Below are 25,193 nucleotides of genomic sequence, written 5' to 3' on the forward strand. Positions count from 1 at the left end.
TGCAACCATCGTCGCTACCCGGAAGTCCCCAACCGTATGCGCGCAAAGCTAGGGTGTGGGGCTGTGACGGCCAGCGAAACCTGTGGGGAAGCCCGTGCGTGAATACCTGCTGACGCTCTGCATCACGGCTGCGGTGACCTACCTGCTGACCGGCCCGGTGCGGAAGTTCGCGATCGTGGCCGGTGCCATGCCGGAGATCCGCGCTCGTGACGTGCACCGGGAGCCCACGCCCCGGCTCGGCGGGATCGCGATGTTCTTCGGCCTGTGCGCGGGCCTCCTGGTCGCCGACCACCTGCCGAACCTGAACACGGTCTTCGAGAACTCCAACGAACCGCGCGCGCTGCTCTCCGGAGCGGCGCTGATCTGGCTGATCGGCGTCCTGGACGACAAGTTCGAGATCGACGCGCTGATCAAGCTCGGCGGCCAGATGATCGCCGCCGGCGTCATGGTCATGCAGGGTCTGACGATCCTGTGGATCCCCGTCCCCGGCGTCGGCACGGTCTCGCTCACCTCCGGGCAGGGCACCCTGCTCACGGTCGCGCTCGTCGTCATCACCATCAACGCCGTCAACTTCGTCGACGGCCTCGACGGCCTCGCGGCGGGCATGGTCTGCATCGCCTCGGCGGCGTCCTTCATGTACGCCTACCGCATCTGGTACGGCTACGGCATCGAGGCCGCGGCCCCCGCCACCCTCTTCGCCGCCATCCTCATGGGCATGTGCCTGGGCTTCCTGCCGCACAACATGCACCCGGCCCGGATCTTCATGGGCGACTCGGGCTCGATGCTCATCGGGCTCGTCCTCGCGGCGGGCGCGATCTCCGTCACCGGACAGGTCGACCCGGCCGCGATGAAGCTGAACTTCGGCGGCGGCCGCGATGCCACGCACGCGATGCTGCCGGTCTTCATCCCGCTCCTGATGCCGCTCACGATCATCGCGATCCCCTTCGCGGACCTGGTCCTCGCCATCGTCCGGCGCACCTGGAACGGCAAGTCCCCGTTCGCCGCCGACCGCGGCCACCTCCACCACCGGCTCCTGGAGATCGGCCACTCGCACAGCCGCGCGGTGCTGATCATGTACTTCTGGTCGGCGCTCATCGCCTTCGGCACCGTCGCGTACTCGGTGCACTCGACGAGCATGTGGATCCTGCTGCTGATCGTCGCCCTCAGCGCGCTCGGGCTCGTGCTGCTCCTGCTGCCGCGCTTCACGCCGCGCACGCCGCGCTGGGCGGAGGCCTTCGTGCCGCCGCGCTACCGGCGTCGCGCCGCTGCCGCCGCCGAACCGGCCGCCCACGACGCGATGCCGGCGGAGGAGGAGGCTCCGGTCCCCGTGGGCGTCAACGGAGCGACCGCGATCGGCGCCCGCTCTCGCTTCGAGGAGCGACGGGAAGCGGAGACGTCACGTTGACGCCCGTCTCGAAATCGCCCCATTACCAGACAAGTTGCCCCGCTGGGTGCACATGCGCGCGGATTACTTCTCATGTGTGACAGTGGGCACACCAAGCAGGTAAAGACCTCATCAAATAGTTTGTGATACGGTTCACGAGATCCCGGGATAGAGCCGAAGGACCGTAGTGCGACGGTCCAGCGGCCCGAGGCCCCCTCTCGACCCGGGTCTACGCTCGTCCATGACGACACCCTGCCCCCATCAGTAAGCGGAGCTGCCGCCATGCCGTCTCAAGACACCCGAAATCTCCTCCAGTCCGCTGTGCCCACAGCTGCCGTCGGCGCGATCGTCGCCGCGGTCAGTGCCGTGGTGGCCGGCGGAAAGGGGGCCATCGGAGCTGTCGTCGGCACCGTGGTCGTCATCGCCTTCATGGGGCTCGGTCTCTTCGTCCTTCAGCGGACGGCAAAATCGCTTCCGCAGCTGTTTCAGGCGATGGGCATGATGCTTTATGTCGCCCAGCTGTTGCTGTTGCTCTTCTTCGTGGCCCTGTTCAAGGACACGACTCTGTTCAACCCGAAGGCGTTCGCCGTCGGACTTGTGGTGGCCACCGTCGCGTGGATGGCCTCGCAGGCCCGCGCGCACATGAAAGCCAAGATCCTTTACGTCGATCCCGACTCCTACAGCGACTCCGAGAAGAAGGACAAGCCGGAGAAGTCGGGGTCGTCGACGTGATGGGTAGGGGCGGGATAAATGGCCGTTCGAGATGCTGCTATCGTCCGGTGCCAACTGCGGCACTGCTGGCGCGGGCATCTGAGCTGACGCCTGCACGATCGCGAGGCTCGATGCCTGAACGCCGCTCACACTTCCGAAACACCAGTCCGGTGCCGAACCGCGGCCGCGTGCCGCGCCGACACGACAACGAGGTTGCCGTACCTATGCGTCACGCCGAAGGAGCCCGCGGTGAGTGCTGACCAAACTGAGCTCGCCTTTGACTGGAGCTGTCGGATCATGTCCGACAACGGCTGTGGCTTCCCGGCTCCGGGTCTGCACTCGTTCCTCTTCAAGCCGATCTTCACCGTCGGCGGGTTCGAGTTCAACAAGGTCATGCTGCTCGCCCTGCTGACCACGCTCGTCGTCGTCACCTTCTTCTACGTGGCGTTCGGCAAGGCCAAGCTGGTCCCGGGCAAGCTGCAGATGATCGGTGAGGCCGGATACGACTTCGTACGACGCGGAATCGTCTACGAGACCCTCGGCAAGAAGGAGGGCGAGAAGTACGTCCCCCTGATGGTCTCGATCTTCTTCTTCGTATGGATCATGAACATCTGGTCCGTGATTCCGCTGGCCCAGTTCCCGGTCTCGTCGGTCATCGCGTACCCGATCGTTCTCGCGCTCCTGGTCTACGTGCTCTGGGTGTCCCTGACCTTCAAGCGCCACGGTTTCGTGGGCGGTTGGAAGAACATCACGGGCTACGACAACTCGCTCGGCCCGATCAAGTGGCTCGTGTCGTTCATCGAGTTCTTCTCGAACCTGCTCGTGCGCCCCTTCACGCACGCGGTGCGACTCTTCGCCAACATGTTCGCCGGTCACCTGATGCTGGTGATGTTCACCGTCGCCTCCTGGTACCTGCTGAACAGCTACATGATCCCGGCCGCGGGCGTCTCCTTCGTGATGACCATGGTCATGATCCTCTTCGAGCTTTTCGTGCAGGCCGTCCAGGCGTACGTCTTCGTACTCCTCGCCTGCACGTACATCCAGGGCGCTCTCGCCGAGCATCACTGAGCCCCTGCTCCCCAACCCCCAGATCGCCCGGTGGCCAACCCCCACCGGCCCATGAAAGAGAAGGAAGTAACGGCATGTCCGCGACCCTCGAACTCGCCGCTGGCGTCTCCGGCTCCCTCGGTTCCATCGGCTACGGCCTCGCGGCCATCGGCCCCGGCATCGGCGTCGGCATCGTCTTCGGTAACGGCACGCAGGCTCTCGCCCGTCAGCCCGAGGCTGCCGGCCTGATCCGCGCCAACCAGATCCTCGGCTTCGCCTTCTGTGAGGCGCTCGCCCTCATCGGCATCGTTATGCCGTTCGTGTTCGGTAAGTAAGCACTTCTTACTGACACTTTTCGACGAAAGGCACTGATGTGATCGCCAACCTGGTTCAGCTGGCGGCCGAGGAAGAGCAGAGCCCGCTCGTCCCGCCGGGTCCTGAGCTGCTCGTCGGCGCCATCGCCTTCGCCATCGTCTTCTTCTTCTTCTGGAAGAAGCTCCTCCCGAACATCAACAAGGTTCTGGAAGAGCGACGGGAGGCGATCGAAGGCGGTATCGAGAAGGCCGAGGCCGCTCAGACCGAGGCCCAGAGCGTTCTTGAGCAGTACAAGGCTCAGCTCGCCGAGGCCCGGCACGAGGCCGCGCGTCTGCGCCAGGAGGCGCAGGAGCAGGGCGCCACGCTCATCGCCGAGATGCGGGCCGAGGGCCAGCGTCAGCGCGAGGAGATCGTCGCCGCCGGTCACGCCCAGATCGAGGCCGACCGCAAGGCCGCCGCGCAGTCGCTGCGTCAGGACGTGGGCCAGCTGGCCACCGACCTGGCCGGCAAGCTCGTCGGTGAGTCCCTCGAGGACTCCGCCCGCCAGAGCCGCACCATCGACCGCTTCCTCGACGAGCTCGAGGAGAAGGCCGAGGCAGCTCGATGACAGCGCACGGAGCGAGCCGCGAGGCACTGGCCGCCGCGCGCGAGCGTCTCGACGCGCTGACGGACAGCACCTCGGTCGACGCCAAGCAGCTCGCGGACGAGCTGGCCGCCGTCACGGCGCTGTTCGCCCGCGAGGTCTCGCTGCGCCGGGTCCTCACCGACCCGTCGCAGTCCGGTGAGGCCAAGGCCGAGCTGGCGGGACGCCTGCTGTCCGGCCAGGTGGGCGGCGAGACCGCCGACCTGGTGGCCGGCATGGTCCGCTCGCGCTGGTCGCAGTCGCGTGACCTGGTGGACGCCATCGAGGAGCTCGCCAACCTCGCCGACCTGACCGGCGCGCAGAAGGCCGGCGCCCTGGACAACGTCGAGGACGAGCTCTTCCGGTTCGGCCGGATCGTCTCTTCCAGCACCGAGCTGCGGGCCGCGCTGACCGACCGCGCCGCGACGGGCACGGCCAAGAGCGAGCTGCTGCGCAGCCTGCTCGGGGGCCGCGCCGAGGACGTCACGGAGCGTCTCGTCGAGCGCCTCGTCACCGCGCCGCGTGGACGTAGCCTGGAAGACGGACTGGAGTCCCTCGCCAAGCTGGCCGCGGACCGCCGCAACCGCATGGTCGCCGTCGTCACTTCCGCCGTTCCGCTCTCGGACCGGCAGAAGGAGCGCCTCGGCGCCGTCCTGGCGAAGGTGTACGGACGCCCGATGCACCTCAACCTCGACGTGGACCCCACGGTCCTCGGCGGGATCAGGGTCCAGGTGGGCGACGAGGTCATCAACGGCTCCATCGCGGACCGCATCGAGGAAGCCGGCCGCCGCGTGGCCGGTCAGTAAGACAAGAAGCACGACCTACGGCCCTAGTTGGGCCGTGCAGAGGATTCCTGGGGGCTGACCCCAGACCCCCCAAGAAAACTTCGGGCCCAACAAGGAGAGCAGGGAACCCAGATGGCGGAGCTCACGATCCGGCCGGAGGAGATCCGGGACGCGCTGGAGAACTTTGTCCAGGCGTACAAGCCGGACGCGGCCTCGCGCGAGGAGGTCGGTACGGTCACCGTCGCCGGCGACGGTATTGCCAAGGTCGAGGGCCTGCCCTCGGCGATGGCGAACGAACTGCTGAAGTTCGAGGACGGAACCCTCGGTCTCGCGCTGAACCTGGAAGAGCGCGAGATCGGCGCCGTCATCCTCGGCGAGTTCAGCGGTATCGAGGAGGGCCAGCCGGTGCAGCGCACCGGTGAGGTGCTCTCCGTCGCCGTGGGCGAGGGTTACCTCGGCCGCGTCGTCGACCCCCTCGGCACCCCGATCGACGGCCTCGGCGAGATCGAGACCAGCGGACGTCGCGCCCTCGAGCTGCAGGCCCCCACGGTCATGCAGCGCAAGTCGGTGCACGAGCCGATGGAGACCGGCTACAAGGCCGTCGACGCGATGACCCCGATCGGCCGTGGCCAGCGTCAGCTGATCATTGGTGACCGCCAGACCGGCAAGACCGCCCTGGCCGTCGACACGATCATCAACCAGCGCGACAACTGGCGCACGGGCGACGTGAACAAGCAGGTGCGCTGCATCTACGTCGCCATCGGTCAGAAGGGCTCCACCATCGCCTCCGTGCGCGGTGCCCTCGAAGAGGCCGGCGCGCTGGAGTACACGACCATCGTCGCCGCCCCGGCGTCCGACCCGGCGGGCTTCAAGTACCTGGCGCCCTACACCGGTTCGGCCATCGGCCAGCAGTGGATGTACGAGGGCAAGCACGTCCTCATCATCTTCGACGACCTCTCGAAGCAGGCCGACGCCTACCGCGCCGTGTCCCTGCTGCTCCGCCGCCCGCCGGGGCGCGAGGCCTACCCGGGTGACGTCTTCTACCTGCACTCGCGTCTGCTCGAGCGCTGCGCGAAGCTCTCGGACGAGCTGGGCAAGGGCTCGATGACGGGTCTCCCGATCGTCGAGACCAAGGCGAACGACGTGTCGGCGTTCATCCCGACCAACGTCATCTCCATCACCGATGGCCAGTGCTTCCTGGAGTCGGACCTCTTCAACGCCGGTCAGCGCCCCGCGCTGAACGTCGGTATCTCCGTCTCCCGAGTCGGTGGTTCCGCGCAGCACAAGGCGATGAAGCAGGTCTCCGGCCGTCTGCGCGTGGACCTCGCCCAGTTCCGTGAGCTGGAGGCGTTCGCCGCCTTCGGTTCCGACCTGGACGCCGCGTCGAAGGCGCAGCTGGAGCGCGGTCAGCGCATGGTCGAGCTGCTCAAGCAGCCGCAGTACGAGCCGATGGCGACCGAGGACCAGGTCGTCTCCGTGTGGGCCGGTACCACCGGTCGCATGGACGACGTGCCGGTCAACGACATCCGCCGCTTCGAGCGTGAGCTCCTCGCCTACCTGCACCGGCAGGAGCAGGGCCTCATGACCTCCATCAAGGAGGGCGGCAAGATGTCGGACGACACGCTGCAGGCCGTCGGCGACGCGATCGCGGCGTTCAAGAAGCAGTTCGAGACCTCGGACGGGAAGCTTCTCGGCGAGGACGCTCCGGCCGCCGCCGGCAAGTGACGACGGAAGGGACCTGACTCATGGGAGCCCAGCTCCGGGTCTATAAGCGTCGTATCAAATCCGTCACCGCGACCAAGAAGATCACCAAGGCGATGGAGATGATCGCCGCCTCGCGCGTGGTCAAGGCCCAGCGCAAGGTGACGGCGTCCACGCCGTACGCGACCGAGCTCACCCGCGCGGTCACGGCGGTCGGCACCGGCTCGAACACGAAGCACCCGCTGACGACCGAGCCGGAGACGGCGACCCGTTCCGCGGTGCTGCTCCTCACGAGCGACCGCGGACTGGCCGGCGCCTTCAACTCGAACGCCATCAAGGCCGCGGAGCAGCTGACCGCGCGCCTGGAGGCCGAGGGCAAGGAGGTCGACACGTACATCGTCGGCCGCCGCGGTCTGTCCCACTACAACTTCCGCGAGCGCAAGGTCGTGGAGTCGTGGTCGGGCTTCACCGACGAGCCCACGTACGCGGACGCCAAGAAGGTCGCGGTGCCGCTGATCGAGGCGATCGAGAAGGAGACGGCGGAGGGCGGCGTGGACGAACTCCACATCGTCTACACCGAGTTCATCTCGATGATGACGCAGACGGCCATCGACGGCCGCCTGCTGCCGCTCAGCCTCGAAGAGGTCGCGGAGGAGTCGAAGTCCGGCAAGGACGAGATCCTTCCGCTGTACGACTTCGAGCCGTCGGCGGAGGACGTCCTCGACGCCCTGCTGCCGCGGTACGTCGAGAGCCGTATCTACAACGCGATGCTCCAGTCGGCTGCCTCCAAGCACGCCGCCACGCGCCGCGCGATGAAGTCGGCGACCGACAACGCCGGGGATCTGATCAACAGCCTCTCCCGGCTTGCCAACGCGGCCCGCCAGGCCGAAATCACCCAGGAAATCAGCGAGATCGTCGGCGGCACAGCAGCGCTGGCCGACGCGACCGCGGGGAGTGACAAGTAATGACGACCACTGTTGAGACGGCCGTTGCCACGGGCCGCGTCGCCCGGGTGATCGGCCCGGTCGTCGACGTGGAGTTCCCCGTCGACGCGATGCCGGAGATCTACAACGCCCTGCACGTCCAGGTCGACGACCCGTCGACCGAGGGCGCGAAGAAGACGCTGACCCTCGAGGTCGCCCAGCACCTGGGTGACGGCGTGGTCCGCGCGATCTCGATGCAGCCCACCGACGGCCTGGTCCGCCAGGCCCCGGTCACCAACACCGGCAAGGGCATCTCGGTGCCGGTCGGCGACGTGACCAAGGGCCGTGTGTTCAACACGCTCGGCGAGGTCCTGAACGACGACCCGTCGACGGTCGCCGACGCCGAGCGCTGGACGATCCACCGCAAGGCCCCGGCCTTCGACCAGCTCGAGTCGAAGACCGAGATGTTCGAGACCGGCCTGAAGGTCGTCGACCTCCTCACCCCGTACGTCAAGGGTGGAAAGATCGGTCTGTTCGGTGGTGCCGGTGTCGGCAAGACCGTGCTGATCCAGGAAATGATCGTCCGTGTGGCCAAGCTGCACGACGGTGTCTCCGTCTTCGCCGGTGTCGGCGAGCGCACCCGTGAGGGCAACGACCTCATGGTCGAGATGGAGGAGGCCGGCGTTCTCGACAAGACCGCGCTGGTCTTCGGCCAGATGGACGAGCCGCCGGGCACGCGTCTCCGTGTCGCCCTGGCCGGTCTGACCATGGCGGAGTACTTCCGCGATGTGCAGAAGCAGGACGTGCTGTTCTTCATCGACAACATCTTCCGCTTCACCCAGGCCGGTTCCGAGGTCTCGACCCTGCTCGGCCGCATGCCGTCCGCGGTGGGTTACCAGCCGAACCTGGCCGACGAGATGGGTCTCCTCCAGGAGCGCATCACGTCGACCCGTGGTCACTCGATCACCTCGATGCAGGCGATCTACGTCCCCGCGGACGACCTGACCGACCCGGCCCCGGCCACCACGTTCGCCCACCTCGACGCGACGACGGTGCTCTCCCGTCCGATCTCGGAGAAGGGCATCTACCCGGCCGTGGACCCGCTGGACTCCACGTCCCGCATCCTGGACCCGCGCTACATCGCGCAGGACCACTACGACTGCGCCATGCGCGTCAAGGGGATCCTGCAGAAGTACAAGGACCTCCAGGACATCATCGCGATCCTCGGTATCGACGAGCTCAGCGAGGAAGACAAGCTCGTCGTCGCCCGCGCCCGTCGCGTGGAGCGCTTCCTGTCGCAGAACACCCACGCCGCCAAGCAGTTCACCGGCGTGGACGGCTCGGACGTGTCCCTCGAGGAGTCGATCGCGGCGTTCAACGCGATCTGCGACGGCGAGTACGACCACTTCCCCGAGCAGGCCTTCTTCATGTGCGGTGGTCTCGAGGACCTCAAGAAGAACGCCAAGGAGCTCGGCGTCTCCTGAGCTCTGTAGCTCATGACGGTGAGGGACGGGTCACCCCCGCGGGGGCCGTGTCCCGTCCCTCCCCGTACGCCCACTAGAATTTGACCCAACACCCGGCTGAACCGCCGGGTGGTGACCCGAGGAGCCACCCTTGGCTGCTGAGCTGCATGTCGAGCTGGTCGCAGCGGACCGCAGTGTCTGGTCCGGTGAGGCCACCCTGGTCGTCGCGCGCACCACGTCCGGCGACATCGGCGTCATGCCCGGTCACCAGCCGCTGCTCGGTGTGCTGGAGTCGGGCCCGGTGACCATTCGTACGAGCGACGGCGGCACGGTCGTGGCCGCCGTCCACGGAGGATTCATCTCCTTCGCGGACGACAAGCTGTCGCTCCTGGCCGAGATCGCGGAGCTGTCCGACGAGATCGACGTCAAGCGTGCGGAGCGGGCGCTGGAGCGCGCGAAGTCGGAGGCCGACGCCTCCGCCGAGCGGCGCGCCGACGTCCGTCTGCGTGCGGTGGCGACGCGCTGACCCCAGCGCGCGGCGTAACGTGACTCAGCCGCGGCCAGGTCCGGGAACATTCCGGACCGGGTCGCGGCTGAGGCAATGCGGGTGCAATGTATTGGTCCGTTGCCGGCCTGTAGGCCGACAGTAGAGGCGAGGAGGTCGGTGCCGATGATCCTCACTCTGCTCGTGTGCGGACTTGCTTTGATCGTGCTGGTTCTGGTGGGGCTCTTCGTCTTCGGACTGCGGCGCCGGCTGATCCAGCGCTCCGGCGGCACCTTCGACTGCAGCCTGCGCTGGGACGCCCCCGAGAAGGGCGACACGTCCGGCAAGGGCTGGGGGTACGGGGTAGCCCGCTACAACGGTGACCGCGTCGAATGGTTCCGCGTCTTCTCGTACGCTCCCCGGCCGCGCCGTGTCCTGGAGCGCTCCGCCATCGAGGTAGTCGACCGCCGCGCCCCCGACGGCGAGGAAGAGCTGGCCCTGCTCTCCGACGCGATCGTCCTCGGCTGCCTGCACCGCGGCGTCCGCCTGGAACTGGCGATGAGCGAGGACGCGCTGACGGGTTTCCTGGCTTGGCTGGAGGCGGCGCCGCCCGGCCAGCGGGTGAATGTGGCGTAGTACCTCGTACGGCATGGAGAAGCCGGGAAGACAGGGGGCGATCCTGTCTTCCCGGCTTCGTTTCAGGGACGGCTACTTCAGGCCGTCATTGATGGCGGTCACCAACTCACCGTTGCTGGTGTCCCCACTGAACTCCCAGAAGAACGCCCCACCAAGCCCCTGCTCCTTGGCCCAGGCCATCTTGGAGCGGACGGTGGACGGCGTGTCGTAGGACCACCAGTTGCTGCCGCAGTGGGCGTACGCCGTACCGGCGATCGTGCCGTTCGAGGGGCAGGAGTTCTTGAGGACCTTGTAGTCCTCGATGCCCGCCTCATAGGTGCCCGGCGCGGCGCCCGTGGCCGTGCCGCCCGGCTCCTTCTGGGTGACACCGGTCCAGCCGCGGCCGTAGAAGCCGATGCCGAGCAGCAGCTTCGCGGACGGGACCCCCTTGGCCTTCAGCTTGGCGATCGCGGCCGCGCTGTTGAAGCCCTCCTGCGGGATGCCGGCGTACGACGTGAGCGGGGAGTGCGGGGCCGTCGGGCCCTTGGCCGCCCACGCGCCGAAGAAGTCGTACGTCATCACGTTGTACCAGTCGCTGTACTGCGCCGCGCCGCCGTAGTCGGCGGCGTCGATCTTGCCGCCGCTGGAGCCGTCCGCGGTGATGGCGGCCGTGACGAGGTTCTTCGCGCCGAACTCGGTGCGGAAGGCCTGCATCATGTTCTTGAAGACGGCCGGTCCCGACGTGTCGCAGGACAGGCCGCAGGCGTTCGGGTACTCCCAGTCCAGGTCGATGCCGTCGAAGACGTCGGCCCAGCGCGGGTCCTCGACGAGGTCGTGGCAGGACTTGGCGAAGGCCGCCGGGTTCTTCATGGCGTCGGTGAAGCCGCCGGACCAGGTCCAGCCGCCGAAGGACCAGAGGATCTTGATGTTCGGGTACTTGGCCTTCAGCTTGCGCAGCTGGTTGAAGTTGCCGCGCAGCGGCTGGTCCCACGTGTCGGCGACGCCGTCGACGGACTGGTCGGCGGTGTAGGCCTTGTCGATCGCCGCGTAGGAGTCGCCCATGGTGCACTTGCCGCCCTGGACGTTGCCGAAGCTGTAGTTGATGTGCGTGATCTTGTCGGCCGAGCCGGAGGTCGCGATGTTCTTCGCGTGGTAGTTGCGCTGGTAGACGCCCCACTCGGTGAAGTAGCCGAGCTTGACCTTGTCACCGGGTCCTGGACCCGGGTCGCCGCCGCCGGTGGTGCGGACCTTGACGGCGCCGCTGGCGGGTCCGGTCTGGCCGGCGGTGTCGCGGGCCTGGACGGTGTACGAGTAGTCGGTGCCCTTGGTCAGCCCGGTGTCGGAGTACGAGGTGTCCGTCACCGTCGCGACCGTGGCGCCGTCGCGCAGGACGTCGTAGTTCTTGACGCCCTTGTCGTCGGTGGCGGCCTTCCAGTCGAGTTTCACCGAGGTGTCGGTGATGCCGGAGGCGGTCGGGGTGCCGGGGGCGCTCGGCGGGTTGTCGCCGGGGACGCCGCCGCCGTCACAACTGGCGCCGTTCAGCTCGCACTTGGAGGGTGCGCCGGAGCCGGTGCCGTTGAAGCCGAAGGAGACCGAGGCGCCGGGGGCGAGCGTCCCGTTCCAGCCGAGGTTCTTGGCGGTCCAGCGGTTGCCGGAGTTGGTGACGGTGGCGTCCCAGGCCGAGGTCACCCTGGTGCCGGTGGGGAAGTCCCAGGCGACGTTCCAGGAGTTGATGCTGGTGGTGCCGGTGTTCTTGATGGTCCACTTGCCCTCGAAGCCGCTGCCCCAGTCCTGGGTCTTGGCGTACGTGGCGGTGGCCTCGGGGGCGGCGTCGGGTGCCGCCTCGGCGGAGGAGCCGAGGGCGACCAGGGTGGCGAGCGGAAGCAGCAGCGTGGTGACTCCCGCCACGGCTTTGTGTCTGAATTTGAGTCTCGAGCGGTTGGTGCTCTTCATGAAGCGCACGAGGTGCTCCTCGGGTGAGATCCGGGGGGTCTTAGGGGTTGGGACCCTGCGCCGCCCGTGAGCACGTGGACACGTGGGGGAGTGCTCACCGCAGTGCGGTGAGAATAGAAAGGTCTGGACCAACGGTCAAGAGGTCTGAACCATTGGCCCGATCGTGACGTACCGTCACCGAGGCGCCCGGATCAGACGAGGATCAGGCGAGGATCAGACGCCCAACTCCTGCGCGAGTACGGCCGCTTGCACCCGGCTGCGCAGCTCCAGCTTCCCGAGCAGCCGGCTGACGTGCGTCTTCACCGTCGCCTCCGCCATGGAGAGACGGGTCGCGATCTCCGCGTTCGACAGGCCCTCTCCGATGCAGGACAGCACCTCGCGCTCCCGGCGCGTGAGACTGTCGAGGACGGCCGGGTCCGGCGCGTTCGCACCGCGTACCGCCTGCGAAGGGGCGGCGAACTCGGCGATCAGCCGGCGGGTGACGGCCGGCGCGATCAGGCCCTCGCCGCGCGCGACCGTACGGACCCCTTCGAGGAGGTCCTTCGCCTCGGTGTTCTTCAGCATGAACCCGGAGGCGCCCGCGCGCAGCGCCCCGAACACGTACTCGTCTAGGTCGAAGGTGGTCAGGACCAGGACGTCCGCGAGCCCCTCGGCGACGACCTGCCGGGTCGCCGACACCCCGTCCAAACGCGGCATCTGTATGTCCATCAGGACCAGGTCGGGACGGAGTTCGCGGGCGAGCGCGACGGCCTCCTCGCCGTCCGCCGCCTCGCCGACGACCTCGATGTCGGACGCGCTGCGCAGGATCAGGACGAGTCCCGCGCGCACGGCAGACTGGTCTTCGGCGACCAGCACCCGGATCATTCCTTGGCTCCTTCGTCGGCGGGGTCGACGGGCAGGGTCGCGAAGACGTTCCAGACCTTGCCGTCGGGGTTGCTCTCGGGGCCCGATTCGAAGGTGCCGCCGAGCAGTTCGGTGCGCTCGCGCATGCCGACGAGGCCGGCGCCCGAGCCGGGGGCGCGGGGCCCCGAGGGGTCTCCGTAGGGGCTGGTGACGCGGACGGTGAGGGCGCGAGGTTCTTGGACGAGCGCCACGGTGACGCGGCCGGGTGACGCGTGCTTCAGGGCGTTCGTCAGGGACTCCTGCACGATCCGGTACGCGGCGAGCTCCACCGGTGTGGGCAGCTTCGGGCCCTCCGGGGTGCGGGCGTCGTCGAGGGTGACGTCGAGTCCGTTCGTACGGGCGTTGGTGACGAGGGCGCCCAGGCCGTCCAGGGTGGGGGCGGCCGCGGGCTCCAGGTCGCCGGTGTGGTCGCGCAGGATGCCGATGAGGCGGCGCATCTCGGCCAGCCCCTCGACGCTGTTCTCCCGGATGACGGCGAGCGCGTCCTTGCTGGTCCCCGGGTCGTCCAGGGAGAGCGCGGCCGTGGAGTGGATGGCGATCGCCGAGAGGTGGTTGGCGACCATGTCGTGCAGTTCGCGGGCCATCCTGGCGCGCTCGGCGCCGACGGCCTGGGCCCGGTCCATCTCCGCCAGGAGCGCGGTCTGCTCGGCCCGCAGCTTCGCCGCCTCGGCGGCCTCGCGGTGGTTGCGCACGAGGACGCCCGTGGTGGCGGGCGCGAAGGAGACCACGCCGGTGACGAAGCCGATGAGGATGGCCTCCGCCTCCTGGAACCAGGCGAGGAAGCCGACGGTGACCGCCACCGTCACCAGGCCCGTGGTGACGGGGATGCGCCGGGCGGCGGCCGGGGTGCCGTACACGACGGCCGCGTAGACGATGTCCGTGAACATCAGGATCGACGCGAGGTTGCCCGACGTGAACTGGTCGGCCACCAGCGCGAGCGTGCCGCCCACCAGGGCGAACTGCGGCCTGCTGCTGCGCAGCAGTTCCAGCCCCGCCAGGACGAGGAGCGGCAGCAGCGACCAGTGGCCACCGAACGGCCGGTACGCCTGGGAGTGCAGCCCGAGCGCCTCCAGCGTCAGCCCGCAGAGCAGGCTGGCCGCGGCGATCTGCACGTCGACGCGCTGCGGGCGGGGCAGGGACAGGGCCATGGGTCCATCCAACACGGAGGGGCGGCCCCCTGCCTGATCCTGAGGGAGGAACCGTCCGCTACATCGAAGGATGCAGTGCCGGTTCGTCACTGACGACGACGATCAGCGGCCTTCGGAACGCGAACCTTGAGAGGTGACCGGGGAAGCGAACGTAAGGAGAGCGCCGTGATCGTCGCGCTGATCGTCATCTGCGAGGTCGGCTTCTGGGTGCTGCTGGCGGCGGGCCTCGCCGTCCGCTACCCGCTGCGCATGCCGCGCCTCGGCATCGCGATCCTCCTGTGCGAGCCGCTGCTCGAAGTCCTGCTGCTCGTCGTGACCGCCGTCGACCTGAAGAACGGCGCGGAGCCGAGCTGGAAGCACGGCCTCGCCGCGCTCTACATCGGCTTCACCGTGGGCCATGGCCACCGCACGGTGAAGTGGCTCGACGGCCACGCGGCGCACCGCTTCGACGGCACGCCCGTGCCGCGCCCGCCGCGCCACGGCAGGGCGAGGGCCCTGCACGAGGCGAAGGTCTGGCTCGGCACCGTTGTCGCGGCGGCCGTCGCGAGCGGGCTGCTGCTGGTCGCCATGTGGTACGTCGACGACCCCGGCCGCACTTCGTCGCTGGAGTCGTGGATGCACACGGCCTGGCGCACGGCGGGCATCCACGGCCTGATCGCCCTCAGCTACGCGCTGTTCCCGAAGAAGGGCCCGGCACCGGCCCCGCGCGACCGGGACGAGGACCGGCCCCTGACGAAGGCGTGAGCGCTGGGGCCTGTCCGGCGGATCAGGTCGCGGTGGGGTGGCGGCCACCCGTCGGTGCAGGTGAGCGGGGTCTGGTGCGTCGAGATGCAAGGCGGAGGAGGGCGGCAACGTGATGGGGGTGCCCCCTGCTCGAGCGGAGCCGAGAGCTTGGGGGAGTTGACAACCGACGACAACGCCGCAGGGTTGGGGTCTCCCCTGCTCGAGCGAAGCCGAGAGCTTGGGGAAGTGCCAGACCCCGCGGCCCGCGGCATGATCCGCCGGACAGGCCCTAGCGCTCGCCCCCCGGCACCCACAGCACGTCCCCGACCTCCTTGTTGGCCGCGCGGGCCAGGATGAAGAGGAGGTCGGAGAGGCGGTTGAGGTAGGTGGCGGTCAGGGGGTTCATGATCTCGCCGTGGACCTCGAACGCCGCCCACGTCGACCGCTCCGCCCGCCGCACCACCGTGCACGCCTGGTGCAGCAGTGCCGCGCCCGGTGTGCCGCCCGGCAGGATGAAGCTGCGGAGCTTCTCCAGTTCCTCCAGGAAGCGGTCGCAGTCCGCCTCCAGCTTGTCGATGTACGTCTGCTCGACGCGCAGCGGCGGGTACTTCGGGTCCTCGACGACGGGGGTGGAGAGGTCGGCGCCCACGTCGAAGAGGTCGTTCTGGACCCGGACCAGGACCTTGACGACCTCCTCGTCGAGGCTGCCGAGCGCGATCGCCGTGCCGATGGCCGCGTTGGCCTCGTTGGCGTCGGCGTACGCGGCGATCCGCAGATCGGTCTTGGCGGTGCGGCTCATGTCCCCGAGGGCCGTCGTGCCCCGGTCGCCGGTCCTGGTGTAGATGCGCGTCAGATTGACCATGCGGCCAGCGTAGTTACGCTCCGGCCCTCTTGTAGACGCGTGTGCCCACCGTCACGGACAGCAGGACGAAGGCGAGCGCCATCAGGACGCCGTACAGCATCGTCGTGGTCGCGTAGTCGCCGACGTACCCCGCCCGCACCGCGTCGACGAGGTAGCGGAACGGCATGAAGTGGGAGAGCACGTCCAGCCAGGCCGGCGCGAGCGCCATCGGCAGCATCAGGCCGGACAGCAGCATCGAGGGCATGCTGATGGCGTTCACCGCGGGCCCGAACTCGTGCGCCTTGGAAACCTTCATGGCCAGCGCGTACGAGAGCGAGGCGAGCCCCGCGGTCAGCAGCGCCACGAACGCGAAGCCGATGAGGATGCCGCCGAGCGGCGCCCTGAGCCCCATCACGAGCGCGGCGAGCACGAGCAGCACCGCCTGGAAGACGAAGAGCGCGGCGTCGCGAAGGATGCGGCCGAGGAGCAGCGCGAGGCGGCTGACGGGCGTCACCCGCATCCGCTCCACCACCCCGAACTGCTTCTCGATGATGAGCGCGAAGCCGCTGAACGTGGCGCCGAACAGGCCGAGTTGGAGCAGCAGTCCGGGCACGAGCACCTGCCAGGAGTCGCCCCGCGAGCCGAGCGGCAGATCGGTGAGCAGCGGGCCGAAGAAGAGCAGGTAGAGCAGGGGAGTGAGGACGCCGAAGAGGATCTGGAACTTGGAGCGGAGGGTCTGCCGGGCGTACCGCCCGAAGATCAGCGCGGTGTCGGAGAGCAGTGCAGGCATGGTGGGTCCCGGATCGGTTCGTGAAGGTCAGACGGCGACGGGGGTCGTGTCCGCCGGGGCGACGTCGCGCCCGGTGATGGCAAGGAAGGTGTCCTGCAGGGTGGCGTCGATCGAGCCGCCGTACTGGAGCTTGAGGGCGCTCGGTGTGCCCTCGGCGACGACGACGCCCTTGTCGACGACGACCAGGCGGTCGGAGAGCGCGTCGGCCTCGTCGAGGTAGTGCGTGGTGAGGAAGACCGTGGTGCCGTGGTCGTCGCGCAGCTTGCGCACCAGCTTCCACAGGTCGGCCCGGCTGCCCGGGTCGAGGCCGGTGGTGGGCTCGTCGAGGAAGAGCACCTCGGGCCGGTGGGTGAGCCCCATGGCGATGTCGAGCCGCCTGCGCTGGCCGCCGGAGAGCGCCGCGCAGGGGCGTTCCATCAGCTCGGTGAGGCCGAGGTCGTGCGCCAGCTCCTCGGCGCGGGTCTCGGCGCGGGACTTCGACAGGCGGTAGAGCCGGCCCTGGGTGACGAGCTCCTCGCGTACGGAGACGCTCAGGTCGACGCCGCCGGACTGGGCCACGTACCCGATCCTGCTCCGGACGCCGGCCGGGTCCCGGGCCAGGTCGCAGCCCGCGACGGTGGCGGCGCCGCCGGTGGGCGGGAGCAGCGTGGTCAGCATGCGCAGCGTGGTGGTCTTGCCCGCGCCGTTCGGCCCGAGGAAGCCGAGGATCTCGCCCGGCTGTACGCGCAGGTCGATGCCGCGCACGGCTTCGACGGGGCCGCCCTTGGTCTGGAAGGTCCGGGCAAGACCGGAGGTGCTGATGATTGCCATGCCGTCAACAAAAACAGACTCCCTGAAATTTTGCAATCGCCCCAAGTTTCTGTCCGCCCCAACTTTTCAGAGTCTCTAGGATGGGGCCATGAGTGAGGGACTGAGGGAGCGCAAGAAGCGGCAGACGAAGCAGCGGATCTCGGACGTCGCGACCGGGCTCTTCCTGGAGCACGGCTTCGTCACCGTGACCATCGCGGAGATCGCGGAGGCCGCCGACGTCTCGGTCAACACCGTCTACAACTACTTCCCGGCCAAGGAGGACCTCTTCCTCGACCGGGGCGAGGCCGTCGTCGACCGGCTCTCCGGCTATGTGCGCGGCCGCCGGGCGGGCGAGTCCGCGGCCGCCGCCGTCCTGCGCGAGCTGCGCGCGGACGTGGAGGGCCTCTCGCCCGGCATCGGCCTCTTCCCCGGCTGGGCCGACTTCATGAAGGTCATCACCGAGGCCCACGCCCTGCGCTCACGGCTCTGGGAGATCCAGCAGGAAGCGCTGGCACACCTCACCAGGACCCTCGCGGAGGACACCGGCGCCGCCGAGGGCGACCCCATGCCCGGACTGATCGCCGGTCAGCTCTCCTGGCTCCACGGCACGCTCATGGCCTGGATCGGCGACGAGATGTCCAAGCGCCGCGAACCCGCCGAGGTCTCCCGCGAAGCCCTCGTACTGCTCGACGAGATGGAGGAGCTGCTCGGCGAGAAGGTCCTCAACTACGCGGTGCGCGCCGCCGGATGAGGCGTGGCGAAGACGTATCAGTGTGATGTCCGTCATTGGAAAGGGGCGCTGCGGCCTGAAAGGCCTCGTTGAGGGGCGGTGGTCGGGCGACGGGTGGGCGTGACGCGCATCTCTTCACGGCCACAGGCGCGCTCACGAACGCTAACGTGCGCCGGAGAGGCATACGTAAACAGCGTGTAAGCCAAGCGTGATAAGCGGTAGGGGAGTCGGAACAGTGGCACGGAAGCTCGCCGTCATCGGAGCCGGACTCATGGGGTCCGGCATCGCTCAGGTCTCCGCCCAGGCGGGCTGGGACGTCGTCCTGCGCGACGTCACCGACGAGGCCCTGACCCGGGGCACCGACGGGATCAAGGCGTCCTACGACAAGTTCGTGAGCAAGGGCAAGCTCGCCGCCGACGACGCCGAGGCCGCGCTCGCGCGCATCACGACCACCACCGACCTGGACGCCGTCGCCGACGCGGACATCGTCGTCGAGGCCGTCTTCGAGAAGCTCGAGATCAAGCACGAGATCTTCCGCACGCTCGACAAGCTCGTGCGCGACGACGCCGTGCTCGCCTCCAACACCTCCGCCATCCCGATCACGAAGATCGCGGCCGTCACGGAGCGCCCGGAGCGCGTCGTCGGCGCCCACTTCTTCTCGCCGGTCCCGATGATGCAGCTCTGCGAGCTGGTGCGCGGCTACAAGACGAGCGACGAAACCCTCGCCCGCACCCGGGAGTTCGCCGAGTCGGTCGGCAAGACCTGCATCGTCGTCAACCGCGACGTCGCCGGCTTCGTGACGACCCGGCTGATCTCCGCGCTCGTCGTCGAGGCCGCCAAGCTCTACGAGTCGGGCGTCGCCACCGCCGAGGACATCGACATCGCCTGCAAGCTCGGCTTCGGCCACGCCATGGGCCCGCTCGCCACCGCCGACCTCACCGGCGTCGACATCCTGCTGCACGCCACCAGCAACGTCTACACGGAATCCCAGGACGAGAAGTTCGCGCCGCCGGAGCTGATGCGCCGGATGGTTGACGCCGGTGACATCGGGCGCAAGAGCGGGCAAGGGTTCTACAAGCACTGAACCAGCACTGACGTACGCCGTCTGACGCTCCGTCGGGCGCTTCGGCGCCCGGCGGGTCACCCCTCGGAGTGAATTCGGTATCGGTTCGCTTACAGACGGCAACTTCCTCGCCCAAGCGGCAGTCAGTTGCAGTGACATACGCAGACGCCCTACGTATCGGGCGTCACAGCAGACACAGCACTCTCGGGGAGCGCATATGCACATCAGGGGCGACCAGGCCCAGCTGGTCGTCGGGGGACGCCTCGACGTACGCAGCGCGGCGGACGCCCGCACGGTCCTGCACTCAGCCGTCGACGACGGCGCCGGCGACCTGGTGCTGGACCTCTCCGAACTCGACTCGTGGGACGCCACGGGACTCGGCGTCATCATGGGCGCGCACCGCCGCGCCGGACGGTGCGGCCGCAGACTCGTCCTGCGCCACGTGCCACCGCAGATGCAGCGCCTCCTCGTGGCGACCCGGCTCCACCGGATCCTCGCCATCGAAGGCGGCATCGGTGTCGAATCGCTCCCCAGAGCCTGAACGTTCCTGAACCCGCACCTCACGCACAATCCTCACGAGACTGTGACGTCTCGGGCGGGGCGGTACCCCGCCCACTCATAGATACTGAGCGAAGGTCTAGGGTTCGGTCGCCCACCGATAGACGGACCCGCACGGGGGCGCCGGACCAGAAGCGACAGCGCAGTGTGCACGAAGGCCGGAGGGGGCTCTGCACACGACGCATCTGGGGGGCTGAGACCATGGACCCGATGAACCGGGGACCCGAAGAGTACGGCCGCGACGGCATCGACGACGGCATCGACGACGACGGACCGGCGCGCCCGGGGCGGCCGCCGCGCGATCCCCTGACCCCTGACTTCGGTCAGCCCGCGCCCGCGCTGGCCCGCACCGTCCAGCTCGTCTCCGGTGACTTCCTGCTCACCGTGAACCCCGTCGACGGCAGTGAGATCGAACCCTGCCCGCCCGGGGAGCGGCCGGCGCGGCCCGCCAAGCGCACCGCCGCCGAGCGCGCCGAACTGCGCCGGGCCGCGATGCCGCCCGTGCCGCCGGGCCCCGCGTTGCCCAGGCTGCCGCTCCTGGAGCGCCAGGAGGAGCGTGAGCGCCTCGTACGGCTCCTCGCGCGCGGCCGCTCCGTACGGCTCACCGGGCCCGCCGGATCGGGCCGCACGGCGCTCCTCGACGCCGTCGCCGACGACTGCGCGGACCTCGCCCCCGACGGCGTCGTCCGCCTCTCCGGCTACCGCAGGACACCCACAGAGCTGCTCCACGACCTCTTCGCCGCCGTCCACGACGCGCCGCTGCACCGCCCCGACCGCGCCCTGCTCCTCGAACTCGTCCACGACATCGGCGCCGTCGTCGTCCTCGACGACCTGGAGTTCGGCGGCGCGGGCCTCGACGAGCTGCTCGACGCGACCCCCGAGTGCGCCTTCCTCATCGCCACCACGCCCGACGTGGCGGCACCCTCCCCCGACTCCCACCTCGAAGAGGTCTTCCTCGGCGGCCTCGGCCGGGGCGGCGGCCTGGAACTCCTGGAGCGTGCCGTCGGCCGCGTCCTCGACGACGAGGAGGCCAACTGGGCGGGCGACCTCTGGTTCGAGTCCGAGGGGCTCCCGCTGCGCTTCGTCCAGGCGGGCGCCCTGCTCCGCCAGCGCGACCAGCTCCGCGCCGACCCGCACGTCTTCGAGGAGCACGGCTACTTCGCGGAGACCCCCGTCGACGCGCCCTTCGACGCCGGCCTCGACGGCGACGCCGAGATCCCGCTGCCCTCGCTCGCCGACGGCGCCGCGCCCGCGGCCCTGCTCGCCGCACGGCTCAGCCCGTCCGCCCGCGCCACCCTGAAGTTCGCCGTCGCGCTCGGCGGCGAACTGCCCCACCAGGCCCACCTGCCCGCCCTCGTCGGCGACACCCACGCCGACGCGGCCCTCGCCGAACTGGTGAGCTGCGCCCTGGTCACCCCGGTCGGCGCCCACTACCGCCTCGCCGCGGGCGTGCGCGCCCAGCTGGAGTCCGCCGGATACGCCGACGAGGCGGCCCAGCACGCACTGACCGCGGCCCAGCACTACGCCTGGTGGGCCGGACACCCCTCCGTCACCCCGGAGCGCGTCGCCGCCGAGGCGGACGCCGTGCAGGCCGCGCTCGGCGCGCTGGTCGCCAGCGAGGCGGGCGCGGCCGTGCTGCTCGCCCGCACCGCCGCGCCCGCCTTCGCCGGCGGACTCGACTGGGGCGCCTGGGAGCGGGCCCTGCGGTCCGGCCAGGAAGCGGCGCGGAACGCGGGCGAGGTCGCCGAAGAGGCGTATTTCCACCACGAGTTGGGCATCCTCGCGCTCTGCGGCGGGCAGCTGGACCGGGCCCGCGCCGAGCTGGAGGCGTCCATCGGGCTGCGCGGCGCGCTCGCCGACAAGCGCGGCATGATCTCCGGACGCAGGGCCCTCGCCCTGGTCGCCGACCGCTCGGGCGGCGCGCTGCCCGGCGGGCGCACGGGCGAAGAGGTGCCCGACGCCCGCTACGAGGAATCGGCGTCGCCCCCCGGCGGCATACCCGCCGCCTTCGGGCTGCCCGCACCGCCCCCGGAGCCGGACACACTCGTCACCAGCAAGCTGACGCCCTCCGTGGGGTCGGGCCCCGCGCCCAGCCGCCGCTCCATCATCAGCGGCACCCGGCGCAACCTCGTCGCCGCCGGCGCCGGAGCCCTGCTCGCCGCCGTCCTCGGCACCGTCGTCACGCTCGGCGCCACGTCCGACAACAACGACCCGCCCGGCGACAAGGTCAAGACCGAGCAGTCCGCGAAGGAGGGCGGCGAGGGCGACGGCCTGACCGCCGACGAGCCGCAGAAGGGCTCCACGAGCCGCGGGGACACCCCGGGCACCGCCGGCACTTCGGACGGCCCGACACCGAGCGGCAGCGGGAAGCCCTCGGGCACGCCGAGCGACAGCGGCAAGCCGTCCGGCAAGCCTTCGGACAAGCCGTCCGACGAGCCCACGAAGCCGTCCGACAAGCCGACCAAGCCCTCGGACAAGCCGACCAAGCCGTCCGACAAGCCGACGGACCCGCCGACCACTCCGCCCACGACCCCGCCGACCACACCCCCCACCACCCCGCCGACGACGCCGCCCACGACGGACGACCCGCCCACCTCGCCCGACCAGTCGGACTCGGCGGGCGACTCCGGCGGGACGACGCCCGGCGCCTGAGCCGGCGGGCGGGTCAGAACAGCCGCAGCTTGTCGTCCTCGATGCCCCGCAGCGCGTTGTAGTCCAGGACGGTGCAGCCGATGCCGCGGTCCGTGGCGAGGACGCGGGCCTGCGGCTTGATCTCCTGGGCGGCGAAGATGCCCCTGACGGGCGCCAGGTGCGGGTCGCGGTTCAACAGCTCGAGGTAACGGGTGAGTTGTTCCACACCGTCGATCTCGCCGCGCCGCTTGATCTCGACGGCGACGGTCTGCCCGTCGGCGTCGCGGCAGAGGATGTCCACCGGGCCGATCGCCGTCATGTACTCGCGACGAATGAGTGAGTATCCCTCGCCGAGTGTCTCGATCCGGTCGGCGAGCAGCTCCTGAAGGTGTGCTTCCACGCCGTCCTTGATGAGGCCGGGATCCACGCCCAGCTCGTGCGAGGAGTCGTGCAGGACTTCCTCCATCGTGATGATGAGCTTCTCGCCCGCCTTGTTCACGACGGTCCACACACCGGCGTCGTCCCCCGTCCCCTCCTTCAATGTGCAGGGCGGAGACATCCAGTTGAGCGGTTTGTAAGCCCTGTCGTCCGCGTGGATCGAGACGCTGCCGTCCGCCTTCACGAGGATCAGGCGGGGCGCCGACGGGAGATGGGCGGTGAGCCGGCCCGCGTAGTCCACGGAGCATCGGGCAATGACGAGACGCATGGGGCGCAACGCTACTCGACCGGGGCCGGTGCGCGCGATTCGCCCACCCCGCAGCCCCGCGCGAGCGACTTGTCCGGCGATGAACCTGTTCGATCCTGGCCGGTTATGCGCCCAATCTTCTGGTGCGGGCACCGCCCGGTGCCTACCGTAGAAGCAAGAGGTCGTCATCCGTGCACGCTGCGTAGGCGGGCTCCATCCCTGTCCGTTGGCCCCCGCTCCCCGGGGGTGCGAGAGGAGAACCCATGTCGCTCGACGTCTCACCGGCACTGTTGGAACAGGCCGAGCGAGGCGAGGTCGACGAAGCAGAATTCGTCGACTGCGTCCGGACCTCCCTGCCTTACGCATGGGAGATGATCAGCTCCCTGGTGGCCCAGCTCAAGGTCGACGGCGGCGAGTTCGCCGACAACCAGACTCCGCCGCCGGACGAGCAGGCACGCGGGCAGCTGCTGCGCGCGCTCGCGAGTGACGCGATTCGTGGTGCCCTGCAGCGGCACTTCGGAGTGCGTCTGGCATTCCAGAACTGCCACCGCGTAGCGGTGTTCCCGCTGGATCCTTCGGTGGACGACCGGCTCGCCCGTTTCACTTCGATCCGGGGGCAGCTGCTCAACCAGTCGCCTGAACTGCGGGACTGCTGAAGTCTGTTGCTGCCGCTCCGTACGCGGGAGGTGTTTCAGTCCGGAGCGGCAGCTCCTCGGCGGACGGCAGATCTCAGCCGAGCTGAGGCAGTACTTCGGCGCCCAGCCGCCGCACGTTCTCCTCCGTGGCCGCGAGGTCGCCCGAGCCTTCCACGAGGAGGGCGAAGCGCGTGATGCCGGTGCGCTCCGATGTGGCGGCGATCCGGTCGGCGCACACCTGCGGGGTGCCCACGGGATGCAGCCCGCAGAGCAGCTCGGTGTAGGCCGCCGGGTCCCGCATGGCGCGGTGCCTGCCGTCCACGGTCACATGGGCGTCCAGACCCTGCTTCAGCCAGCCGGGCATCGCCTTCTGTAAAGTCTCGGCCGCCTCCACGCGCCGGTCCGCGATCTGTGCGACTCCGGCGGAGACGTGCTCTGCCGCGGCGATTTTTTCGTGGGTGTGGCCGGAAGCACGCGCGTGCCGGTTCCACAAGGCCACCATTTCGGCCTTCTCGTCGTCGCCCACGTGCATGCCGAGCAGCATGGGAAGGCAGCGCTGTGCCGCGAGCCGCACGCTGGACGGGGAGGTGCAGGCGACGATGACCTCGGGGCCGCCGCTGTCGCCCTGGCCGGGCAGCGCCTCCTGCGGGCGCGGCACGACGGCCACCTCGCGGAAGGCGAACCGGCCGCCGCTGCCCTCCACCCGGGGCTCGCTCAGCCACCGGAGCAGCAGGTCGAGCGATTCCGGGAACCCTTTCTCGTACGCCTCCAGGCCGGCCCCGAAGACCTCCAGGTCCACCCACGGGCCGCCACGTCCGACGCCGAGCGAGAACCGGCCGCCGGACGTCATGTGCAGCAGGGCCGCCTGCTCGCCGAGCGCCACGGGGTGGACGGTCGGGAGTACGCTCACGGCCGTGCCGACGCGGATCCGCCGCGTCCGCCCGAGCAGCAGGGCCGCGAGGGTCACCGCGGACGGGCACGTGCCGTACGGCACGAAGTGGTGCTCGGCGAGCCAGACGGAGTCGAGCCCCGCCTCCTCGGCCACCTCGGCGGACCGCACCGCTCGGTGCAGTGCCTCCCCCTGCCCCTGTCCGGGGAACTGGGCGGCCAGAACAAAACTACCTACACGCATGGAACTCCTGCCTCCTTGGCGCCGACGCAGGCACTCCCCCTACGGGCAACAACGCATGACACGTGCCAAAGGCACGGCCTGGCGTGAAGATTGTTGGATTTTCCGTGCAGCGAAGGGTCCGGCGGCCTCCGGCGCGGCACGGGTACCCCCCGGCGCGGCGCGTAGGCTGGTCACACCCCTGACCGCCGTACAGCCCGTGAGGTGTTTCCGTGTCCCCGCGTCGCAACCGCCCCAAGGGCGCCGGTGAGCCGAAGGCGTCCATGGACGCGGAACCGCCGGGCCGCTTCGGCGGCTTCCAGTCCACCGAGAGCTGGCAGGGCGAGGAGTGGAGCGTGCGCCACGTCGCGGGCGCGAGCGCGGCGGGCAAGCGGTACCGGTGCCCGGGCTGCGACCAGGAGATCCCGTCGGCCCTCGCGCACGTGGTGGCCTGGCCCGAGCACTCCGGCGTCGACGAGCGCAGGCACTGGCACAAGGCGTGCTGGAACGCGAAGGACCGCCGCACCACGCGGGTGCAGCGGTCCCGTAACGCGCCGAGGTACTGAGGCCCCGTAGGGCTGTCCCG

Annotated in this window: 26 protein-coding genes; 18 read left to right on the forward strand and 8 right to left on the reverse strand. The window is 69.5% G+C overall.

The genetic code is table 11. The annotated features are described in order from the left end of the window. Positions 1 to 94: 94 nt before the first annotated feature. The 11 genes from ACI2L3_RS23260 (at position 95) to ACI2L3_RS23310 (ending at position 10,071) form a co-directional block, all read left to right on the forward strand. On the forward strand, positions 95 to 1,405 hold the full coding sequence (locus tag ACI2L3_RS23260) for an MraY family glycosyltransferase (protein WP_404754298.1): 1,311 nt from the start codon (positions 95 to 97) through the stop codon (positions 1,403 to 1,405). Positions 1,406 to 1,666: 261 nt separating this feature from the next. Continuing rightward, complete coding sequence (locus tag ACI2L3_RS23265) at positions 1,667 to 2,116, forward strand: hypothetical protein (RefSeq protein WP_404754299.1); 450 nt, start codon at positions 1,667 to 1,669, stop codon at positions 2,114 to 2,116. A gap of 276 nt (positions 2,117 to 2,392) precedes the next feature. Further along, positions 2,393 to 3,163 (forward strand): F0F1 ATP synthase subunit A, encoded by a 771-nt coding sequence (atpB, locus tag ACI2L3_RS23270; protein WP_404754389.1) that lies wholly within the window; start codon positions 2,393 to 2,395, stop codon positions 3,161 to 3,163. A 74-nt stretch (positions 3,164 to 3,237) separates the two neighbouring features. After that, positions 3,238 to 3,477, forward strand: a complete 240-nt coding sequence (gene atpE / locus ACI2L3_RS23275) for an ATP synthase F0 subunit C (RefSeq protein ID WP_055564408.1) — start codon at positions 3,238 to 3,240, stop codon at positions 3,475 to 3,477. A gap of 38 nt (positions 3,478 to 3,515) precedes the next feature. Next, positions 3,516 to 4,064 (forward strand): F0F1 ATP synthase subunit B, encoded by a 549-nt coding sequence (locus ACI2L3_RS23280; protein ID WP_404754300.1) that lies wholly within the window; start codon positions 3,516 to 3,518, stop codon positions 4,062 to 4,064. Further along, positions 4,061 to 4,885 carry a F0F1 ATP synthase subunit delta gene (locus ACI2L3_RS23285; protein ID WP_404754301.1) on the forward strand — a complete coding sequence of 275 codons (825 nt, stop codon included), beginning with the start codon at positions 4,061 to 4,063 and terminating at the stop codon, positions 4,883 to 4,885. The genes ACI2L3_RS23280 and ACI2L3_RS23285 overlap by 4 nt, the downstream gene beginning before the upstream one ends. Before the next feature lie 111 nt (positions 4,886 to 4,996). Beyond that, positions 4,997 to 6,589 (forward strand): F0F1 ATP synthase subunit alpha, encoded by a 1,593-nt coding sequence (atpA, locus tag ACI2L3_RS23290; RefSeq protein ID WP_404754302.1) that lies wholly within the window; start codon positions 4,997 to 4,999, stop codon positions 6,587 to 6,589. Between the two features lie 20 nt (positions 6,590 to 6,609). Further along, on the forward strand, positions 6,610 to 7,530 hold the full coding sequence (locus ACI2L3_RS23295; RefSeq protein ID WP_362990264.1) for a F0F1 ATP synthase subunit gamma: 921 nt from the start codon (positions 6,610 to 6,612) through the stop codon (positions 7,528 to 7,530). After that, the gene (gene atpD, locus ACI2L3_RS23300; RefSeq protein ID WP_362990266.1) at positions 7,530 to 8,972 is read left to right on the forward strand and encodes a F0F1 ATP synthase subunit beta; all 1,443 of its coding nucleotides are present in this window, start codon (positions 7,530 to 7,532) and stop codon (positions 8,970 to 8,972) included. Before ACI2L3_RS23295 ends, atpD begins: the two co-directional genes overlap by 1 nt. Before the next feature lie 130 nt (positions 8,973 to 9,102). Further along, on the forward strand, positions 9,103 to 9,477 hold the full coding sequence (locus ACI2L3_RS23305) for a F0F1 ATP synthase subunit epsilon (protein ID WP_150172272.1): 375 nt from the start codon (positions 9,103 to 9,105) through the stop codon (positions 9,475 to 9,477). A 144-nt stretch (positions 9,478 to 9,621) separates the two neighbouring features. Continuing rightward, positions 9,622 to 10,071 carry a DUF2550 domain-containing protein gene (locus tag ACI2L3_RS23310; RefSeq protein WP_398301239.1) on the forward strand — a complete coding sequence of 150 codons (450 nt, stop codon included), beginning with the start codon at positions 9,622 to 9,624 and terminating at the stop codon, positions 10,069 to 10,071. 72 nt (positions 10,072 to 10,143) lie between these two features. On the opposite strand, the gene ACI2L3_RS23315 is transcribed toward ACI2L3_RS23310, so the two are convergent. From ACI2L3_RS23315 to ACI2L3_RS23325, 3 genes are all read right to left on the reverse strand, one after another. Next, positions 10,144 to 12,003 carry a glycosyl hydrolase family 18 protein gene (locus ACI2L3_RS23315; RefSeq protein WP_404754390.1) on the reverse strand — a complete coding sequence of 620 codons (1,860 nt, stop codon included), beginning with the start codon at positions 12,001 to 12,003 and terminating at the stop codon, positions 10,144 to 10,146. Positions 12,004 to 12,216: 213 nt separating this feature from the next. After that, the gene (locus ACI2L3_RS23320; protein WP_404754303.1) at positions 12,217 to 12,867 is read right to left on the reverse strand and encodes a response regulator; all 651 of its coding nucleotides are present in this window, start codon (positions 12,865 to 12,867) and stop codon (positions 12,217 to 12,219) included. Continuing rightward, the gene (locus ACI2L3_RS23325; RefSeq protein ID WP_404754304.1) at positions 12,864 to 14,054 is read right to left on the reverse strand and encodes a sensor histidine kinase; all 1,191 of its coding nucleotides are present in this window, start codon (positions 14,052 to 14,054) and stop codon (positions 12,864 to 12,866) included. Before ACI2L3_RS23325 ends, ACI2L3_RS23320 begins: the two co-directional genes overlap by 4 nt. A 165-nt stretch (positions 14,055 to 14,219) precedes the next feature. Between ACI2L3_RS23325 and ACI2L3_RS23330 the strand changes: the two genes are divergently transcribed. Continuing rightward, on the forward strand, positions 14,220 to 14,798 hold the full coding sequence (locus ACI2L3_RS23330; protein WP_404754305.1) for a hypothetical protein: 579 nt from the start codon (positions 14,220 to 14,222) through the stop codon (positions 14,796 to 14,798). Positions 14,799 to 15,066: 268 nt separating this feature from the next. On the opposite strand, the gene ACI2L3_RS23335 is transcribed toward ACI2L3_RS23330, so the two are convergent. The 3 genes from ACI2L3_RS23335 to ACI2L3_RS23345 are packed head-to-tail and all read right to left on the reverse strand — an operon-like array spanning position 15,067 to position 17,218. Then, the gene (locus tag ACI2L3_RS23335; RefSeq protein ID WP_404754306.1) at positions 15,067 to 15,639 is read right to left on the reverse strand and encodes a cob(I)yrinic acid a,c-diamide adenosyltransferase; all 573 of its coding nucleotides are present in this window, start codon (positions 15,637 to 15,639) and stop codon (positions 15,067 to 15,069) included. 13 nt (positions 15,640 to 15,652) lie between these two features. Then, entirely contained in the window at positions 15,653 to 16,408 is a 756-nt protein-coding gene (locus ACI2L3_RS23340; protein ID WP_404754307.1) for an ABC transporter permease, read from the reverse strand. Between the two features lie 27 nt (positions 16,409 to 16,435). Then, positions 16,436 to 17,218, reverse strand: a complete 783-nt coding sequence (locus tag ACI2L3_RS23345; protein WP_404754308.1) for an ATP-binding cassette domain-containing protein — start codon at positions 17,216 to 17,218, stop codon at positions 16,436 to 16,438. An 88-nt stretch (positions 17,219 to 17,306) separates the two neighbouring features. Here ACI2L3_RS23345 and ACI2L3_RS23350 point away from each other — a divergent pair, with 88 nt between their 5' ends. The 4 genes from ACI2L3_RS23350 to ACI2L3_RS23365 all read left to right on the forward strand — a co-directional run bounded on the left by ACI2L3_RS23350 (position 17,307) and on the right by ACI2L3_RS23365 (position 22,200). Continuing rightward, a complete protein-coding gene (locus tag ACI2L3_RS23350; RefSeq protein WP_404754309.1) occupies positions 17,307 to 17,948 on the forward strand; it encodes a TetR/AcrR family transcriptional regulator in 642 nt (213 codons plus the stop codon). A 214-nt stretch (positions 17,949 to 18,162) separates the two neighbouring features. Then, on the forward strand, positions 18,163 to 19,011 hold the full coding sequence (locus tag ACI2L3_RS23355) for a 3-hydroxyacyl-CoA dehydrogenase family protein (protein ID WP_404754310.1): 849 nt from the start codon (positions 18,163 to 18,165) through the stop codon (positions 19,009 to 19,011). Between the two features lie 196 nt (positions 19,012 to 19,207). After that, the gene (locus tag ACI2L3_RS23360; RefSeq protein WP_030792181.1) at positions 19,208 to 19,531 is read left to right on the forward strand and encodes an STAS domain-containing protein; all 324 of its coding nucleotides are present in this window, start codon (positions 19,208 to 19,210) and stop codon (positions 19,529 to 19,531) included. A 218-nt stretch (positions 19,532 to 19,749) separates the two neighbouring features. Then, a complete protein-coding gene (locus ACI2L3_RS23365) occupies positions 19,750 to 22,200 on the forward strand; it encodes an ATP-binding protein (protein WP_404754311.1) in 2,451 nt (816 codons plus the stop codon). A 13-nt stretch (positions 22,201 to 22,213) separates the two neighbouring features. Here the strand turns inward: ACI2L3_RS23365 and nucS are convergent, their stop codons facing one another. Continuing rightward, complete coding sequence (gene nucS / locus ACI2L3_RS23370) at positions 22,214 to 22,885, reverse strand: endonuclease NucS (RefSeq protein WP_362990291.1); 672 nt, start codon at positions 22,883 to 22,885, stop codon at positions 22,214 to 22,216. Between the two features lie 242 nt (positions 22,886 to 23,127). On the opposite strand from nucS, the gene ACI2L3_RS23375 reads away from it, so the two are divergent. Further along, complete coding sequence (locus ACI2L3_RS23375) at positions 23,128 to 23,520, forward strand: SCO5389 family protein (RefSeq protein ID WP_355802756.1); 393 nt, start codon at positions 23,128 to 23,130, stop codon at positions 23,518 to 23,520. Between the two features lie 73 nt (positions 23,521 to 23,593). On the opposite strand, the gene ACI2L3_RS23380 is transcribed toward ACI2L3_RS23375, so the two are convergent. Continuing rightward, on the reverse strand, positions 23,594 to 24,631 hold the full coding sequence (locus ACI2L3_RS23380; RefSeq protein WP_404754312.1) for an LLM class flavin-dependent oxidoreductase: 1,038 nt from the start codon (positions 24,629 to 24,631) through the stop codon (positions 23,594 to 23,596). Between the two features lie 209 nt (positions 24,632 to 24,840). Between ACI2L3_RS23380 and ACI2L3_RS23385 the strand changes: the two genes are divergently transcribed. Next, positions 24,841 to 25,173 carry an ATP/GTP-binding protein gene (locus tag ACI2L3_RS23385; protein ID WP_404754313.1) on the forward strand — a complete coding sequence of 111 codons (333 nt, stop codon included), beginning with the start codon at positions 24,841 to 24,843 and terminating at the stop codon, positions 25,171 to 25,173. Positions 25,174 to 25,193 lie beyond the last annotated feature (20 nt).

Source organism: Streptomyces sp. NPDC029674 (assembly GCF_044903205.1).
Taxonomy (GTDB): domain Bacteria; phylum Actinomycetota; class Actinomycetes; order Streptomycetales; family Streptomycetaceae; genus Streptomyces.

Coding starts and splice junctions, on each gene's coding strand:
- ACI2L3_RS23365 (WP_404754311.1), top strand. CDS start 19,750: ATGGACCCGATGAACCGGGGACCCGAAGAGTACGGCCGCGACGGCATC.
- atpA (WP_404754302.1), top strand. CDS start 4,997: ATGGCGGAGCTCACGATCCGGCCGGAGGAGATCCGGGACGCGCTGGAG.
- ACI2L3_RS23350 (WP_404754309.1), top strand. CDS start 17,307: ATGAGTGAGGGACTGAGGGAGCGCAAGAAGCGGCAGACGAAGCAGCGG.
- ACI2L3_RS23335 (WP_404754306.1), bottom strand. CDS start 15,639: ATGGTCAATCTGACGCGCATCTACACCAGGACCGGCGACCGGGGCACG.
- ACI2L3_RS23360 (WP_030792181.1), top strand. CDS start 19,208: ATGCACATCAGGGGCGACCAGGCCCAGCTGGTCGTCGGGGGACGCCTC.
- ACI2L3_RS23325 (WP_404754304.1), bottom strand. CDS start 14,054: ATGGCCCTGTCCCTGCCCCGCCCGCAGCGCGTCGACGTGCAGATCGCC.
- ACI2L3_RS23310 (WP_398301239.1), top strand. CDS start 9,622: ATGATCCTCACTCTGCTCGTGTGCGGACTTGCTTTGATCGTGCTGGTT.
- ACI2L3_RS23340 (WP_404754307.1), bottom strand. CDS start 16,408: ATGCCTGCACTGCTCTCCGACACCGCGCTGATCTTCGGGCGGTACGCC.
- ACI2L3_RS23345 (WP_404754308.1), bottom strand. CDS start 17,218: ATGGCAATCATCAGCACCTCCGGTCTTGCCCGGACCTTCCAGACCAAG.
- nucS (WP_362990291.1), bottom strand. CDS start 22,885: ATGCGTCTCGTCATTGCCCGATGCTCCGTGGACTACGCGGGCCGGCTC.
- ACI2L3_RS23315 (WP_404754390.1), bottom strand. CDS start 12,003: ATGAAGAGCACCAACCGCTCGAGACTCAAATTCAGACACAAAGCCGTG.
- atpD (WP_362990266.1), top strand. CDS start 7,530: ATGACGACCACTGTTGAGACGGCCGTTGCCACGGGCCGCGTCGCCCGG.
- ACI2L3_RS23375 (WP_355802756.1), top strand. CDS start 23,128: ATGTCGCTCGACGTCTCACCGGCACTGTTGGAACAGGCCGAGCGAGGC.
- ACI2L3_RS23380 (WP_404754312.1), bottom strand. CDS start 24,631: ATGCGTGTAGGTAGTTTTGTTCTGGCCGCCCAGTTCCCCGGACAGGGG.
- ACI2L3_RS23265 (WP_404754299.1), top strand. CDS start 1,667: ATGCCGTCTCAAGACACCCGAAATCTCCTCCAGTCCGCTGTGCCCACA.
- atpE (WP_055564408.1), top strand. CDS start 3,238: ATGTCCGCGACCCTCGAACTCGCCGCTGGCGTCTCCGGCTCCCTCGGT.
- ACI2L3_RS23285 (WP_404754301.1), top strand. CDS start 4,061: ATGACAGCGCACGGAGCGAGCCGCGAGGCACTGGCCGCCGCGCGCGAG.
- atpB (WP_404754389.1), top strand. CDS start 2,393: ATGTCCGACAACGGCTGTGGCTTCCCGGCTCCGGGTCTGCACTCGTTC.
- ACI2L3_RS23320 (WP_404754303.1), bottom strand. CDS start 12,867: ATGATCCGGGTGCTGGTCGCCGAAGACCAGTCTGCCGTGCGCGCGGGA.
- ACI2L3_RS23295 (WP_362990264.1), top strand. CDS start 6,610: ATGGGAGCCCAGCTCCGGGTCTATAAGCGTCGTATCAAATCCGTCACC.